The organism is Streptomyces sp. NPDC056835 (genome assembly GCF_042789485.1).
GTDB lineage: Bacteria > Actinomycetota > Actinomycetes > Streptomycetales > Streptomycetaceae > Streptomyces.
In genome coordinates this window covers 1-15751 of sequence record NZ_JBHUBB010000015.1, presented here as the reverse complement: position 1 = coordinate 15751, position 15751 = coordinate 1, and the positions used below count along the sequence as shown (strand labels likewise).

Below are 15751 nucleotides of genomic sequence, written 5' to 3'. Positions count from 1 at the left end.
GTTGAACCGTCATGCCAGAAACCAGCCGCAGAGGAATGCTCTTCGGCACCGCCGCCATCGGCGCGGGTGCTTTCCTCACCGCCTGCACCAGCAACGAGCCGGCGAAGAAGGAGCCCGCGGCCAACGAACAGCCCGCCTCCGACGACAAGCCGGGCAAGCCCGTCACCATCGGCTTCGCCGGCCCCCAGGCCGACCACGGCTGGCTCAACGCCATCAACGAGAACGCCAAGTCGCGAGCGGAGACCTACTCCGATGTGACGCTGGACATCACCGAGGGCTCCAACGACACCGCCGCCCAGATCGGCCAGGTCGAGACCCTCATCAACAAGAAGGTCGACGTCCTGGTGATCCTGCCGGCCGACGGCAAGGCGCTCACCCAGGTCGGGCTGAAGGCCATGCGCGCCGGGATCCCGGTCATCAACCTGGACCGGATCTTCGCCTCCCCGCAGGCGTACCGCTGCTGGGTCGGCGGCGACAACTACGGCATGGGTCTCAACGCCGGCAACTACATCGGCGAGAAGCTCAAGGACAAGCCCGACGCGAAGGTCATCGAGCTGTCCGGGCCCGACAGCCTGGAGCTGACCCAGCAGCGCACCAAGGGCTTCGACGACGCCCTCAAGAACTACCCGAACATCAAGAAGGTCGCACGCCAGGCCGCCGACTTCACCGTCGAGTCCGGCCAGGCCAAGATGGCCCAGCTGCTCCAGGCGCAGTCCAGCTTCGACGCCCTCTGGAACCACGACGACGACCAGGGCGTGGGCGCCCTGCGCGCCATCGACCAGGCGGGCCGGGACGGCTTCCTGATGGTCGGCGGGGCCGGTGCCAAGGCCGCGATGGACGCGATCAAGGCGGACAACGGGGTGCTCAAGGCCACCGTTCTCTACCCGCCGATCATGGCCGCGTCCGCCATCGACCTGGCCCGCGCTCTCGGACAGAGCAAGGGCATCAGCGGTCTGTCCGGGCTGGAGATCCCGGCGCAGGTCACACTCTTCTCAGCCGTGGTCGACAAGACGAACATCGACGACTACCTGCCTCAGGGCTTCAGCTGACCGGTCCAGTCACGACCGCCCCCACCAGCGAGAGACGAGGAGTACTCCGTATGACCCCCAGGGAAGCGTCGGAGAAAGAAGCCGGTGCACCACCGACACTCGGCATCGGCATGGTCGGATACGCGTTCATGGGCGCCGCACACTCACAGGGGTGGCGTACCGCGGGACATGTCTTCGACCTGCCGATGCGCCCCGTGCTCGCCGCCGTCTGCGGCCGTGACGCGGACGCGGTCCGCGCCGCGGCGGACCGACACGGCTGGGCCGCGGCCGAGACCGACTGGCGGCGGCTCATCGCGCGCGACGACGTGCAGGTGGTGGACATCTGCACCCCCGGGGACAGCCACGCGGAGATCGCCATCGCCGCGCTGGAGGCGGGCAAGCACGTCCTGTGCGAGAAGCCCCTGGCCAACTCGGTGGCTGAGGCCGAGGCCATGGTCAGGGCCGCGGCCGACGCCAGGTCGCGCGGTCAGCTGGCCATGGTCGGCTTCAACTACCGCCGGGTGCCCGCCATCTCCTACGCCCGACAGCTCATCGCGGAGGGCAGGCTCGGCACCCTGCGCCATGTCCGGGTCACCTATCTCCAGGACTGGCTGGCCGATCCGGCCGCCCCGCTCACCTGGCGGCTCAAGCGCGAGCACGCGGGGTCCGGGGCGCTCGGCGACCTGGGAGCGCACATCATCGACCTGGCGCAGTTCCTGACGGGGGAGCGGCTGGTCGGGGTCTCGGCGCTCGCGGAGACCTTCGTCAAGGAGCGGCCCGTACTCAGCGGCGCGAGCGCGGGTCTGTCGGGGACCGCAGGCAGCGAGACGGGCCCGGTGACCGTGGACGACGCGGCGCTGTTCACCGGACGTCTCGCCTCGGGCGCGCTGGCCTCCTTCGAGGCCACCCGGATGGCCTCGGGGCGCAAGAACGCGCTCCATCTGGAGATCAACGGCGAGCGCGGCTCGCTCGCCTTCGATCTGGAGCGCCTCAACGAGCTGTCGTTCCACGACCACACCGAGCCCGCCGCCTCGTCCGGCTTCCGCCGGATCCTGGTCACGGAGCCGGAGCATCCCTATCTGGAGGCGTGGTGGCCGCCCGGCCACGCGCTCGGCTACGAGCACACCTTCGTGCACCAGGCCCGCGATCTGGTCGAGGCGGTCGCCGCCGGGACCGATCCGGTGCCGTCCTTCGCGGACGGGCTCCAGGTGCAGCGAGTGCTCGCCGCGGTCGAGGACAGTGCGGCGAAGAACGCCGTGTACACGCCCGTACCGCAGCCTTAGATCCATCACTTGAAGGAGAAGGAGGTCCGAATGCCACGTCCGTTCACGCTGTTCACCGGCCAGTGGGCCGATCTGCCCCTGGAGGAGGTGTGCCGGCTCGCCCGTGACTTCGGTTACGACGGGCTGGAACTCGCCTGCTGGGGAGATCACTTCGAAGTAGACAAAGCACTCGCGGATCCGGGCTATCTGGACGGCCGCCACCAGCTGCTCGACAAGTACGGGCTCAAGTGCTGGGCGATCTCCAACCACTTGGTGAGCCAGGCCGTCTGCGACAGCATCATCGACGAACGCCACCAGGGCATCCTGCCGTCCCGGATCTTCGGCGACGGCGATCCCGAGGGCGTCAGGCAGCGCGCCGCCGCCGAGATCAAGGACACCGCCCGGGCCGCCGCGGCCTTCGGGGTCAATACCGTCATCGGCTTCACCGGCTCGTCCATCTGGCATCTGCTGGCGATGTTCCCGCCGGTGCCGCCCGGCATGATCGAGCGCGGGTACGAGGACTTCGCGGAGCGCTGGAACCCGATCCTCGACGTCTTCGACGCCGAGGGTGTGCGCTACGCCCACGAGGTGCACCCGGGCGAGATCGCGTACGACTACTGGACCACGCACCAGGCGCTGGAGGCGGTCGGCCACCGGCCCGCGTTCGGGCTGAACTTCGACCCGAGCCACTTCGTCTGGCAGGACCTGGACCCGGTCAACTTCCTTTACGACTTCCGGGACCGGATCTACCACGTCGACTGCAAGGAGGCCCGTAAGCGCCTCGACGGCCGTAACGGCCGGCTCGGTTCGCATCTGCCCTGGGGCGATCCGCGGCGCGGCTGGGACTTCGTCTCGGCGGGCCACGGCGATGTCCCGTGGGAGGACGTCTTCCGGATGCTGCGGTCGATCAAGTACGAGGGCCCCATCTCGGTCGAGTGGGAGGACGCGGGCATGGACCGGCTGGCCGGCGCCCCCGAAGCCCTCGCGGACCTGAAGCGGTTCGACTTCGACCCGCCGACCGCGTCCTTCGACGCGGCCTTCGGCGGCGGCGAGTAGCGACTTCTCTCCGGATCGGGCTCCGGGGGGAGGGCCGACAGCCCGGTGGCGGAAAGTGCCGCCGGGCGGTCAGGCCTGCCCGGAAAGCGCTTTGTCCTGAGCGAGGAAAAAGGCAACTTCTCCTCTGCGCAAGGTCTTTCGGACACGGACGAACACAGCTACGGTCCACTGAGATGTACAGGACATAGATACACGGCATAAGTACAGGACACAGGTGGTCTCCGCTGTGACGGCGCACGTCGGAGACGCAGCCACCTCCCCCCGGGGATCCGGTGCAGGACGAGCACCGTCCCCGGGAGGCGAGAGCGCTCCTCCGCGCTCCCTTGGCAACCCGCACGTACGAACAGCCCATTGTGGAGGACTTTCGTGCACAGAAAACGCCCCCGAGCCAGAACCTTCCTCGCACTCCTGACGGGCGCCCTGCTCGCAGGATCGAGCCTCAGCGCCGTACCCGCCGCCGCCCATCCGGATGAGCCGCACGCGGAAGAGAGCTTCCAGCAGGTGACCCTCGCGAAGGGCGCCGACGCGGTCGGCGAGCCCATGTCGCTCGCGGTCCTGCCCGACCGGCGGGTGCTGCACACCTCGCGTGACGGCACGCTGCGCATCACCGACGCCGGTGGCGACACCATGGTCTCCGGCACGCTGGATGTCTACAGCCACGACGAGGAGGGTCTCCAGGGCGTCGGAGTCGACCCCGACTTCGCCGAGAACCGGGCCATCTACCTCTTCTACGCGCCCAAGCTGGACACCCCGGCGGGCGACGCCCCCGAGAACGGCACGGCGGCCGACTTCGCCCCGTTCGACGGATACAACCGCCTCTCCCGGTTCACCCTGAACGAGGACGGCACGCTCAACAAGGCGAGCGAGAAGAAGGTCCTCGACGTCACCACCTCGCGCGGCACCTGCTGCCACGTGGGCGGCGACATCGCCTTCGACGCGGACGGCAATCTGTACCTGTCGACCGGCGACGACACCAACCCGTTCGCCTCCGACGGCTACACGCCGATCGACGAGCGGCCGGACCGCAACCCGGCGTTCGACGCCCAGCGTTCCTCCGGCAACACCAATGACCTGCGCGGCAAGGTGCTGCGCATCAAGGTCGCCGAGGACGGCTCGTACACCATCCCCGAGGGCAACCTCTTCGCCCCGGGCACCGAGAAGACCCGGCCCGAGATCTACGCCATGGGGTTCCGCAACCCCTTCCGTATCTCCGTCGACAAGAAGACGGGCATCGTCTACGTCGGTGACTACGGACCCGACGCCGGTGCCGCGTCCCCGACCCGCGGTCCCGCCGGCCAGGTGGAGTTCGCCCGGGTGACCGAGGCGGGCAACTTCGGATGGCCGTACTGCACGGGTGACAACGACCCGTTCATCGACTACGACTTCGCCACCAAGGCGTCCGGCGCGGCCTTCGACTGTGCGGCGCCCAAGAACACCTCGCCGCACAACACGGGCATCACGGACCTCCCGCCGGCCCAGCCGGCCTGGATCCCGTACGACGGCGGCAGCCTGCCCGAGTTCGGCAGCGGCTCGGAGTCCCCGATGGCGGGACCGGTCTACCGGTACGACGCCGAGCTCGACTCCCCGGTCAAGTTCCCCGAGGCGTACGACGGGGACTTCTTCGCCGGTGAGTTCGGCCGCCAGTGGATCAAGCGGATCGAGCAGGGCGAGGACGGCACCGTCACCAAGATCAACCCGTTCCCGTGGACCGGCACCCAGCCCATGGACATGGAGTTCGGCCCCGACGGCGCGCTCTACGTACTCGACTACGGCCTGTCCTGGTTCGGCGGCGACGAGCACTCCGCGCTCTACCGCATCGAGAACTCCACCGGCGGCAAGTCACCGATCGCCGAGGCGACCGCGACCAAGACGTCCGGCACGTCCCCGCTGAAGGTCACCTTCTCCTCCGCGGGCACCCAGGACCCCGACGGCGACGCCCTCACCTACGCGTGGGACTTCGGCGACGGCGGCACCTCGACCGAGGCCAACCCCTCGTACACGTACAAGAAGAACGGCACCTACACCGCGCGGCTCACCGTCACCGACCCGACCGAGCGCACCGCGACCGCGTCCGTACGGATCGTCGTCGGCAACACCGCGCCCAAGGTGACGCTCGAACTCCCCAACGACGGGCACCTCTTCAACTTCGGGGACACCATCCCCTTCAAGGTGAAGGTCACCGACCCGGAGGACGGGCCGATCGACTGCTCCAAGGTCGTCGTCCGCTACATCCTGGGCCACGACAGCCACGGCCACCCGATCACCTCGGCCAACGGCTGTGAGGGCACCATCACCGCGCCCGCCGACACCGAGCACGATCCCAACGCCAATATCTTCGGTGTGATCGACGCCGAGTACACCGACGGCGGAGGCGGCGGCCAGGCGGCGCTCACCACGCACGACCAGGCGCAGCTCCAGCCGCGCCACCGGCAGGCCGAGCACTTCAACAACTCCTCCGGCATCAAGATCTACGACAAGGCCTCCGCCAACGGCGGCAAGACCGTCGGCGACATCGACAACGGCGACTGGATCTCCTTCAAGCCGTACAACCTGACCGGCTCCAAGACGCTCACCGCCCGGATCTCCTCCGGCGGCGCCGGCGGATTCCTTGAGGTACGTACCGGCTCGGCCACCGGCAACCTGCTCGGCTCCGCGCCGATCCCGGTCACCGGCAGCTGGGACACCTTCCAGGACATCGACGTACCGCTGCGTTCCGTACCCAAGCAGACCACCGAGCTGTTCCTGGTCTTCAAGGGCGGCGCCGGCGCGCTGTACGACCTGGACGACTTCCAGCTCTCCACGGCCGTACCCGGCAAGACCGAGAAGCGGGTCCTGGTCTTCTCCAAGACCGGCGGCTTCCGCCACGACTCGATCCCCGCGGGCATCGCCGCGCTCAAGGAGCTCGGCAAGACCACCGGGATCACCGTCGACGCCACCGAGACACCCGGCCAGTTCACCACCAACAACCTGGCCAGGTACGACGCGGTGGTCTTCCTCTCCACCACCGGTGATGTCCTCAACGCCGAGCAGCAGAAGGCGTTCGAGAACTATGTCGCCACCGGCGGCGGCTACATGGGCGTGCACGCCGCGGCGGACACCGAGTACGACTGGTCCTTCTACGGCGGTCTGGTGGGGGCCTACTTCGACTCCCACCCGCAGATCCAGCCGGCCACCGTACGCGTCGAGGACCACGACCACCCGTCGACCGCCCACCTGGGCGACGAGTGGCAGCGCACCGACGAGTGGTACAACTACCGCACCAACCCCCGGGATCAGGCCCGCGTCCTCGCCACCCTGGACGAGACCACCTACCAGGGCGGCAACATGAAGGGCGACCACCCGATCGCCTGGTGCCAGACCTACGAGGGCGGCCGTTCCTTCTACACCGGCGGCGGCCACACCAAGGAGTCGTACGCGGACGACGCCTTCCGGCAGCACCTGCTCGGCGGGCTGCGCTACGCGGCCGGCCAGGTGAAGGCGGACTGCAAGCCGCAGACCGGCTACCGCGATCTCTTCAACGGCAAGACGCTGGAGGGCTGGAAGCAGGCCGGACCGGGCAAGTTCAACGTCGTGGACGGTGAACTGCGCTCGGAGGGCGGCATGGGTCTGCTGTGGTACCAGGCCAAGGAGCTGAAGTCCTACTCCCTGAAGCTGGACTGGAAGATGGACGGGGACGACAACTCCGGTGTCTTCGTGGGCTTCCCGGCCTCCGACGACCCGTGGTCCGCGGTCAACAAGGGGTACGAGATCCAGATCGACGCCACCGACGCCGCCGACCGCACCACCGGCTCCGTCTACGGCTTCAAGTCGGCCAACATCAAGGCCAGGGACCAGGTTCTGCGGCCCCCGGGCCAGTGGAACAGCTACGAGATCAAGGTCCAGGGTGAGCGTCTGCAGATCTTCCTCAACGGCGTGAAGATCAACGACTTCACCAACAAGGACCCCGAGCGCAGTCTGAAGGACGGCTACATCGGCCTGCAGAACCACGGCGCCGACGACCAGGTGTCCTTCCGTGACATCCAGCTCAAGGAGCTGCCTTCCGCCTAGAGACCTCTCGTAGCCAGAGGCCTCTGGGACGGGGCGGCCCGTCAGCCGGCGGCGGGCGGGGAGGCGCCGTACCCCCCGCCCGCCGTCCACCAACCACCACACCACCGGCAGGGAGGCAGCCCCGTGACGACGACCAGTCCCGCGACGACGACCAGCACAGAATCGACTGCAGTACGCACCGGAGTCTGGTTCGTCGGAGCGCGCGGCTCCGTCGCCACGACGGCCGTCGCGGGATGCGCGGCGGTCACCGCCGGGCTCCACCCCGCGACGGGCATGGTCACCGAGACCGCGCCCTTCGCGGGCACGGGCCTTCCCGCACTCTCCTCGCTCGTCTTCGGCGGACACGACACGGCGAGCTGTCCGCTGCCCAAGCGCGCGGAGGCGCTGACCGCGGCGGGCGTCCTGCCGCACGGCCTGCCCGCCGCGATCCACACCGAACTGGCCGCCGCCGACCGGGAGATACGGGCCGGCGGCCCCCAGCCCGGCGACACCAGGAGCGACGAGGAGATCATCGACTCCTTCGCCGACGACCTCCGGGAGTTCGCGCGCCGCACCGGCGTCGCGCGCACCGTCGTCATCAACGTCTCCTCCACGGAACCCCAGCCGGGCCCGGACGATCCACGGCTCCCCGCCAGCTCGCTCTACGCGGCGGCCGCCATCCGGGCCGGCTGCTCGTACGTCAACTTCACGCCCTCCACCGGGCTGCGCACCGAAGCCCTCACGGCGGCCGCCGAGGCCGGCGGACTTCCCCACGCCGGCCGCGACGGCAAGACAGGCCAGACGCTGCTCCGTTCCGTGCTCGCCCCCATGTTCGTCCAGCGCGCCCTGACCGTACGGGCCTGGTCGGGTACGAACCTGCTGGGCGGCGGGGACGGAGCGGCGCTGGCCGACCCGGCCGCCGCGGCGGCCAAGAACGCGGGCAAGGAACGCGTACTGGCCGACACCCTCGGCACGGCACCCGAGGGCGAGGTCCATATCGACGACGTCCCGGCGCTCGGCGACTGGAAGACCGCCTGGGACCACATCGCGTTCGACGGCTTCCTCGGCTCGCGAATGATCCTCCAGACCATCTGGCAGGGGTGCGACTCGGCGCTCGCCGCGCCGCTCGTACTCGATCTGGCCCGGCTGGTGGCCCGCGCGCACGAGGCCGGGCTGAGCGGGCCGCTGCCCGGACTCGGCTTCTACTTCAAGGACCCGGACGACGGCCCCGCCGCGCTGGCCGAACAGTTCGACGCGCTGCTCGCCTTCGCCGAGCGGCTGAAGGAGACCAAGTGAGCCTGCGCGGACGTATGCGGGCCTGGGCCGAACTGCTCCGTGTCTCCGCCCTCTTCACGGTCCCGGGCGACGCGCTGGCCGGGGCCGCGGCCCTCGGCGTACGCCCCAACCGCTCCACCGCGCTCGCCGTGGGCGCCTCGCTCTGCCTGTACGAGGCGGGCATGGCACTCAACGACTGGGCGGACCGCGAAGAAGACGCGATCGACCGCCCGCACCGCCCCATCCCGTCGGGCCGTATCTCCCCACCGGCGGCCCTCGCGGCGGCGGGCGCCCTGACGGCCGCGGGCCTCGCGCTCGCCGCCCGCGCGGGCCGTCCGTCGCTGGCCGTGGGCACGGCCCTGGCGGCCACGGTCTGGTCGTACGACCTGCGCCTGAAACACACGGCGGCGGGCCCGGCGGCGATGGGCGCGGCCAGGGCGCTGGACCTGCTGCTGGGCGCGACGGCGACGGTACGCGGGGGCGAACGCGCGAAGTCGGCGCCGGCCGGGGGCGGCGCGACCACGGGGCGCGCGGCCGACGGCACGTCGTCGGCCGGAGGCGGCGTCGCCCGGCGTGCGCCGGCCCGTACGCCGTCGTCCGGCGCGGGCACCGCGGCCGCCAGGGCCGGTCTTCGTACCGCGCTGCCCTCGGCCACTCTCCTCGGCGCGCACACCGTCGCCGTCACCACCGTCTCGCGCCACGAGACGCAGGGCGGTTCGACGGCCGTGCCGCTCGCCGCGCTGGTGGCCACCGGCGTGCTGGGCACGCTGGCGGGCCGGCCGGCGGCCGAGGACATGGGGCGCGGCGCACCGCGCCGTACCACCACCGCGGATCGGCGGCCGGATCCCGCCACCGGCCCACGGGCCGCCCCCGCGCTCGCCGGGGCGCTCGCCCTCGTCTACGCGGGGACCGCCGGGCGGCCCCTGCTGCACGCCGCGCTCAATCCGTCGCCGCCGCTCACCCAGCGCGCCGTCGGCGGCGGCATCCGGGCGATGATCCCGCTCCAGGCCGCGCTGTCCGCGCGTGGCGGGGCCGCCGGGGTCGCGCTCGGCGTCATGGGGCTCGTACCACTGGCCCGCACGTTCGCACGGAAAGTGAGCCCCACATGAGTCTGCGTTTCGGATACGGCACCAACGGGCTCACCGATCTGCGCCTCGACGACGCCCTCGGACTGCTCGCCGATCTCGGGTACGACGGCGTCGGGCTGACCCTCGACCATATGCATCTCGACCCCCTGGCCCCCGATCTCACCGCCCGCACCCAGCGGATCGCCCGGCGGCTCGCGGAGCTGGGCCTCGGGGTCACCGTCGAGACCGGTGCCCGGTACGTACTCGACCCGCGCCGCAAGCACGGCCCCACGCTGCTCGACCCGGACCCCGAGGACCGCGCCGCCCGTACCCGCCTGCTGGTCACGGCGGTTCGGGTGGCCGCCGACCTCGGCGCGCACGCCGTCCACTGCTTCAGCGGCATCGTCCCGGGCCCCACCGACACCGACACCGCCTGGAAGCGGCTCGAAGAGGCCATGGGCCCGGTACTCGACGCGGCGGACGCCGCCGACATCCCCCTCGCCGTCGAGCCCGAACCCGGCCATCTCGTCTCGGACATCGCCGGATTCCACCGGCTCAGACATCTGCTCGGCGACCCGGATCCGCTCGGGCTCACCCTCGACATCGGCCACTGCCAGTGCCTGGAGCCCGCGTCGCCCGCCGACTGCGTCCGGGACGCCGCGCCCTGGCTGCGGCATGTGCAGATCGAGGACATGCGACGCGGTGTCCATGAGCATCTGCCGTTCGGGGACGGCGAGATCGACTTCCCGCCCGTGCTCGCCGCGCTGGCCGCGACCGGCTACGAGGGCCTGACCGTCGTGGAGCTGCCCCGCCACTCGCACGCCGGGCCCGAACTGGCCCGCACCTCCCTGGACTTCCTCCGCGCTCAGGGGGTGTCCTGATGACCACGACCCGCGGGGAACTGCTCCTCAGGCTCGACGCGCCCGCCAGGTCCTGGCTCGACGACGCCCTCGCCGAGGCCACCGCCGCCCCTGACGACGACAACGTTGCCGCCCCCTGGGAGCTGCGCTTCGCCGCCGCGGGCCGGCACTGCGGCCAGGATCACGCCGACGCCGTACGTACCCTGCTGCTCCAGCAAGCGGGCGCCGGGCTCGCCACCCTGACCCGGCTCTACCAGCGGGGCACCGCCGCCGAGCGGCGCGCCGTCCTGCTCTCTCTGCCCCACCGCGTCACGGGACCCGGCGCGCTGCCGCTGGTCGAGGACGCCCTGCGGACCAACGACACCCGGCTGGTCGCCGCCGCCGTCGGTCCGTACGCCGCCGCCCATCTCGACCCCCACGCCTGGCGGCACGCCGTCCTCAAGTGCCTCTTCACCGGCGTGCCGGTCGACGCCGTCGACGGCCTGGCCGCACGCGCCCACGGAGACACCGAACTGGCCAGGATGCTCGCCGACTTCGCGGCGGAGCGCACCGCCGCCGGCCGTCCCGTACCCGCCGACCTGCACCGTGCGTTGACCCTGACCGGCGAGGAGTCCTGATGCGCATCTTCGACCCCCACATCCATATGACCTCCCGCACCACGGACGACTACCGGGCGATGTACGACTCCGGTGTCCGCGCCCTGGTCGAGCCGTCCTTCTGGCTCGGCCAGCCCCGCACCTCACCCGAGAGCTTCTTCGACTACTTCGACGCGCTCCTCGGCTGGGAGCCGTTCCGCGCCGCCCAGTACGGCATCGCCCACCACTGCACGCTCGCCCTCAACCCCAAGGAGGCGAACGACCCGCGCTGCACCCCCGTCCTGGACGAACTGCCGCGCTATCTCATCAAGGACGGTGTCGTCGCCGTCGGCGAGATCGGCTACGACTCGATGACCCCGGCCGAGGACACCGCCCTGGCCGCGCAGCTCCAGCTCGCCGCCGACCACGGGCTGCCCGCGCTCGTCCACACACCGCACCGCGACAAACTGTCGGGGCTGCGCCGCACCATCGACGTCGTACGGGAATCCGCGCTCGCCCCGGACCGGGTGCTGCTCGACCATCTCAATGAGACGACCGTCAAGGACGCGGCCCAGAGCGGCAGTTGGCTCGGCTTCTCGATCTATCCGGACACCAAGATGGACGAGGGCCGGATGGTCGCCGTCCTCAAGGAGCACGGCACCGAGAAGGTTCTCGTCAACTCGGCGGCGGACTGGGGCAACAGCGACCCGCTCAAGACCCGCAAGGTCGGCGACGCGATGCTCGCCGCCGGGTTCAGCGAGGACGACGTCGACCAGGTCCTGTGGCGCAACCCCGTCGCCTTCTACGGGCTCAGCGGCCGACTCCAGCTGGACGTCCCCGCGCCCGAGGCCCTGCACGAGGGCAACTCCATTCTGCGCGGAGGGGAGTGAGCCCATGCGCTTCCGCCACCCCGACGGCTCCACCGTCCACCTCTCGTACTGCACCAATGTCCACCCCGCCGAGAACCTTGAAGGCGTACTGGCCCAGCTGCGCGACCACTGCGAGCCGGTACGCAAGCGCCTCGGCCGGGACCGCCTCGGCATCGGCCTCTGGCTCGCCAAGGACGCCGCCCAGGCCCTGATCAACGACCCGGCGGTGCTGCGCGGGCTCCGCGCCGAACTGGACCGGCGCGGTCTGGAGGTCGTCACACTCAACGGCTTCCCGTACGAGGGCTTCGGCGCCGAAGAGGTCAAGTACCGCGTGTACAAGCCCGACTGGACCGATCCCGAGCGGCTTGCCCACACCAGCGATCTGGCCCGGCTGCTGGCAGCGCTGCTGCCCGACGATGTCACCGAGGGCTCCGTCTCCACCCTCCCGCTCGGCTGGCGCATCCCGTGGGACGACGCGGCGGCCCGCACCGCGCGGCAGGCGCTGTCCGCGCTCTCCGAGAGGCTGGACGCGCTGGAGGAGCTGACCGGCAAGTCCATCAGGATCGCGCTGGAACCGGAGCCCGGCTGTACCGTCGAGACCACCGCCGACGCGATCGGCCCGCTCACCGAGATCGACGGCGACCGCATCGGTATTTGTATCGACACCTGTCATCTCGCCACCTCCTTCGAGGAACCGGCCGGCGCGCTCGGCGCGCTGGAGGCCGCGCACATCTCCATTCCCAAGGCCCAGCTCTCCGCCGCGCTGCACGCCGAGCACCCGCATCTGCCGGAGGTGCGGGACGCGCTCGCCTCCTTCGCCGAACCCCGCTTCCTGCACCAGACCCGTACCCGCACCGCCACCGGGCTGCGCGGTACGGACGATCTGGACGAGGCCCTGGCCGGGGATGTGCTGCCCGACGGAGCCCCCTGGCGCGCGCACTTCCATGTACCGCTGCACGCGCCGCCCGCCGCGCCGCTCACCTCCACCCTCCCGGTACTCCGGGACACCCTGGCCAGGCTGGTCGGCGGCCCGCACCCGCGCACCCGCCATCTGGAGGTCGAGACCTACACCTGGCAGGCGCTCCCGCAGGAGCTGCGTCCCCGTTCGCGCGGACAGCTCGCCGACGGGATCGCGGCCGAACTCACCCTGGCCCGAGACCTGTTGACCGACCTCGGCCTGAAGGAGCTGCCATGACCGAGACCCCGGCCGGGACCCCGGCCCCGACCCCGCTGCTGGTTCTCGATGTCGTCGGGCTCACGCCCCAACTGCTCGCCCATATGCCGAACCTGCGCGAGCTGGCGGCGTCCGGCTCCCAGGCACCGCTCTCCACGGTGCTGCCCGCCGTCACCTGTAGCGCGCAGTCCACCTTCCTCACCGGCACGCTTCCCGCCGAGCACGGCATCGTCGGCAACGGTTGGTACTTCCGGGAGCTGGGCGATGTGCTGCTCTGGCGCCAGCACAACGGCCTTGTCTCCGGCGACAAGCTCTGGGACGCCGCGCGCCGCGCACACCCCGGCTATACGGTCGCCAACATCTGCTGGTGGTACGCGATGGGCGCGGACACCGACTACACGGTCACCCCGCGCCCCGTCTACTACGCGGACGGCCGCAAGGAACCCGACTGCTACACCCGTCCGCCCGCGCTGCACGACGAACTCACCGAGAAACTAGGTACGTTCCCCCTCTTCCACTTCTGGGGCCCCGGCGCCGACCTCGTCTCCTCTCAGTGGATCATCGACGCCACCCGTCATATCGTCCGCACCCGGCGGCCCGATCTGGCGCTCTGCTATCTGCCGCACCTCGACTACGACCTCCAGCGCTACGGCCCCGACGACCCGCGCTCGCACCGGGCGGCGACCGATCTCGACGCCGCCATGGCCCCGCTGCTGGACGACGCCAGGGCGGAGGGCCGTACGGTCGTCGCGCTCTCCGAGTACGGCATCACACGTGTCTCGCGGCCCGTCGACATCAACCGGGCCCTGCGCAGGGCCGGGCTCCTTGAGGTGCACACCCAGGACGGCATGGAGTATCTCGACCCGATGGCCTCCCGGGCCTTCGCGGTCTCGGACCATCAGCTCGCCCATGTCTACGTACGCCGCTCCGAGGACCTTGACGCCACGCGCGAGGCCCTGAAAGATCTCCCCGGGATCGACGAACTCCTGGACGACGAGGGCAAGAAGGCCCACGGCCTGGACCACCCGCGCTCGGGTGAGCTGGTGGCCATCGCCGAGCCCGACGCGTGGTTCACGTACTACTACTGGCTCGACGACGACCGGGCCCCCGACTTCGCGCAGCTGGTCGAGATCCACCGCAAACCGGGCTATGACCCCGTCGAGCTGTTCATGGACCCCCTCGATCCGTATGTACGCCTCAAGGCGGCCAAGGCGATCGCCCGCAAGAAGCTCGGTATGCGCTACCGCCTCGCGGTCGTCCCGCTGGACGCCTCGCCCATCCGCGGCAGCCACGGCCGGCTGCCGCAGAGCGACGAAGAAGGTCCGCTCATCCTGTGCTCCACCCCCCGCGCTGTCGGTGACCGGGTCGCGGCCACCGACGTCAAGTCCCTTCTCCTCCAGCTTGCCGGACTGCACTGAAAGAAGGAGTTCCGCAATGAGCCGCAAGAAGTCAGCCGACCCAGAGCTCGCCCAGAAGCTGAGCAGACGCAATATGCTCGGCGTCGCCGCGGGCGCGACCGCCGCCGCCGTCCTCGGCGCCTCGGCGACCCCCGCCGCCGCCCAGGGCAACGGGAACGGTCATGGCCACGGCCATGGACACGGCCAGCCCGTCCTGCCCGCCGGCCGGCTCGGCGTCCAGCTCTACTCACTGCGTGACAAGGTCTCCACGATCGGCTTCGCGAAGGTCTTCGAGGAGCTGGAGCGCTTCGGTTACGACGAGGTCGAGTTCGCCGGATACACCCAGGGATCCGCGGGGGCCATCACCCTGCCCCAGCTCAAGCGGCTGGCCAAGGACCACGGCCTCAAGGGCATCGGCAGCCATGTCAACTACTACGACGACAACAACCCCAACGCCTACAGCTTCGCCCAGAACCTCACCAAGGTCCTGGACGACGCCCAGGAACTGGGTCTGGACCACATCGGTACGGCGTCGGGTCCGTGGCGCTACGGATCGACCGTGGACGGCTGGAAGCGGGCCGCCGCGGACTTCAACGCCTATGGGGCCGCCGCCAAGCGGCGTGGTATGAAATTCTACCAGCACAACCACGCGGAGGAGTTCTCCTTCGCCACCGACCAGCCCAATGTCCGGCTCTACGACGTTCTGCTGGCCGAGACCGACCCCAGTCTGGTCTATCTGGAGATGGACATCTACTGGGCGTTCGCGGGGCAGTTCCGCTTCAGCAAGACCCCCGAGGGCAAGCCCGCGCCCTTCGACCCGCTGCGCTATGTGCTCAAGCAGCCGCACCGTTACCCGCTCTTCCATGTGAAGGACGGCGTCGAGGACATCGCCGCCCGCGACGGCTACCGCATGGTGGACGTCGGTGACGGCGACATCGACTACCAGCGCTTCATATCGGCGGTGAACAAGACCCGCGGCGGACGCCGTGACCACCACTGGCAGGTGGAGCACGACCAGCCGGTGGACTCCATCCTCTTCGCCAAGAAGTCGGCGGCGCATCTGCACTCGCTGCGCGAACGCCGCTAGGAAGCGTATGCCGGTGTGACGGCACAGTGGTGAGACCACATGAAGGCGGCCCTCCCCGCGGCTCGGTATGAGCCG

At 70.4% G+C, this 15751-nt stretch carries 12 protein-coding genes; all 12 read left to right on the top strand.

The annotated features are described in order from the left end of the window. Nucleotides 1-11: 11 nt before the first annotated feature. A complete protein-coding gene (locus ACFRMN_RS18755) occupies nucleotides 12-1049 on the top strand; it encodes a substrate-binding domain-containing protein (RefSeq protein WP_383020642.1) in 1038 nt (345 codons plus the stop codon). Between the two features lie 50 nt (nucleotides 1050-1099). After that, nucleotides 1100-2311 (top strand): Gfo/Idh/MocA family protein, encoded by a 1212-nt coding sequence (locus ACFRMN_RS18750; protein WP_383020639.1) that lies wholly within the window; start codon nucleotides 1100-1102, stop codon nucleotides 2309-2311. A 30-nt stretch (nucleotides 2312-2341) separates the two neighbouring features. Beyond that, entirely contained in the window at nucleotides 2342-3346 is a 1005-nt protein-coding gene (locus ACFRMN_RS18745) for a sugar phosphate isomerase/epimerase family protein (protein WP_365741192.1), read from the top strand. A 366-nt stretch (nucleotides 3347-3712) separates the two neighbouring features. Next, the gene (locus ACFRMN_RS18740; RefSeq protein WP_383020636.1) at nucleotides 3713-7393 is read left to right on the top strand and encodes a ThuA domain-containing protein; all 3681 of its coding nucleotides are present in this window, start codon (nucleotides 3713-3715) and stop codon (nucleotides 7391-7393) included. 123 nt (nucleotides 7394-7516) lie between these two features. Beyond that, nucleotides 7517-8668, top strand: coding sequence for an inositol-3-phosphate synthase (locus ACFRMN_RS18735; protein WP_383020632.1), 1152 nt, complete (start codon nucleotides 7517-7519; stop codon nucleotides 8666-8668). Continuing rightward, nucleotides 8665-9756: an SCO3242 family prenyltransferase gene (locus ACFRMN_RS18730; protein ID WP_383020629.1), complete on the top strand. Its 1092-nt coding sequence runs from the start codon at nucleotides 8665-8667 to the stop codon at nucleotides 9754-9756. Before ACFRMN_RS18735 ends, ACFRMN_RS18730 begins: the two co-directional genes overlap by 4 nt. Next, entirely contained in the window at nucleotides 9753-10595 is an 843-nt protein-coding gene (locus ACFRMN_RS18725) for a sugar phosphate isomerase/epimerase family protein (protein WP_383020627.1), read from the top strand. The genes ACFRMN_RS18730 and ACFRMN_RS18725 overlap by 4 nt, the downstream gene beginning before the upstream one ends. Beyond that, complete coding sequence (locus ACFRMN_RS18720) at nucleotides 10595-11191, top strand: EboA domain-containing protein (RefSeq protein ID WP_383020625.1); 597 nt, start codon at nucleotides 10595-10597, stop codon at nucleotides 11189-11191. Before ACFRMN_RS18725 ends, ACFRMN_RS18720 begins: the two co-directional genes overlap by 1 nt. Further along, nucleotides 11191-12039, top strand: coding sequence for a TatD family hydrolase (locus tag ACFRMN_RS18715; protein ID WP_383020623.1), 849 nt, complete (start codon nucleotides 11191-11193; stop codon nucleotides 12037-12039). The genes ACFRMN_RS18720 and ACFRMN_RS18715 overlap by 1 nt, the downstream gene beginning before the upstream one ends. Before the next feature lie 4 nt (nucleotides 12040-12043). After that, nucleotides 12044-13213 carry a metabolite traffic protein EboE gene (gene eboE, locus ACFRMN_RS18710; RefSeq protein WP_383020620.1) on the top strand — a complete coding sequence of 390 codons (1170 nt, stop codon included), beginning with the start codon at nucleotides 12044-12046 and terminating at the stop codon, nucleotides 13211-13213. Then, complete coding sequence (locus tag ACFRMN_RS18705; protein ID WP_383020617.1) at nucleotides 13210-14610, top strand: alkaline phosphatase family protein; 1401 nt, start codon at nucleotides 13210-13212, stop codon at nucleotides 14608-14610. The genes eboE and ACFRMN_RS18705 overlap by 4 nt, the downstream gene beginning before the upstream one ends. 16 nt (nucleotides 14611-14626) lie before the next feature. Further along, on the top strand, nucleotides 14627-15676 hold the full coding sequence (locus ACFRMN_RS18700) for a sugar phosphate isomerase/epimerase family protein (protein ID WP_383020614.1): 1050 nt from the start codon (nucleotides 14627-14629) through the stop codon (nucleotides 15674-15676). Nucleotides 15677-15751 lie beyond the last annotated feature (75 nt).

Coding starts and splice junctions, on each gene's coding strand:
- ACFRMN_RS18700 (WP_383020614.1), top strand. CDS start 14,627: ATGAGCCGCAAGAAGTCAGCCGACCCAGAGCTCGCCCAGAAGCTGAGC.
- eboE (WP_383020620.1), top strand. CDS start 12,044: ATGCGCTTCCGCCACCCCGACGGCTCCACCGTCCACCTCTCGTACTGC.
- ACFRMN_RS18750 (WP_383020639.1), top strand. CDS start 1,100: ATGACCCCCAGGGAAGCGTCGGAGAAAGAAGCCGGTGCACCACCGACA.
- ACFRMN_RS18745 (WP_365741192.1), top strand. CDS start 2,342: ATGCCACGTCCGTTCACGCTGTTCACCGGCCAGTGGGCCGATCTGCCC.
- ACFRMN_RS18720 (WP_383020625.1), top strand. CDS start 10,595: ATGACCACGACCCGCGGGGAACTGCTCCTCAGGCTCGACGCGCCCGCC.
- ACFRMN_RS18715 (WP_383020623.1), top strand. CDS start 11,191: ATGCGCATCTTCGACCCCCACATCCATATGACCTCCCGCACCACGGAC.
- ACFRMN_RS18705 (WP_383020617.1), top strand. CDS start 13,210: ATGACCGAGACCCCGGCCGGGACCCCGGCCCCGACCCCGCTGCTGGTT.
- ACFRMN_RS18725 (WP_383020627.1), top strand. CDS start 9,753: ATGAGTCTGCGTTTCGGATACGGCACCAACGGGCTCACCGATCTGCGC.
- ACFRMN_RS18755 (WP_383020642.1), top strand. CDS start 12: ATGCCAGAAACCAGCCGCAGAGGAATGCTCTTCGGCACCGCCGCCATC.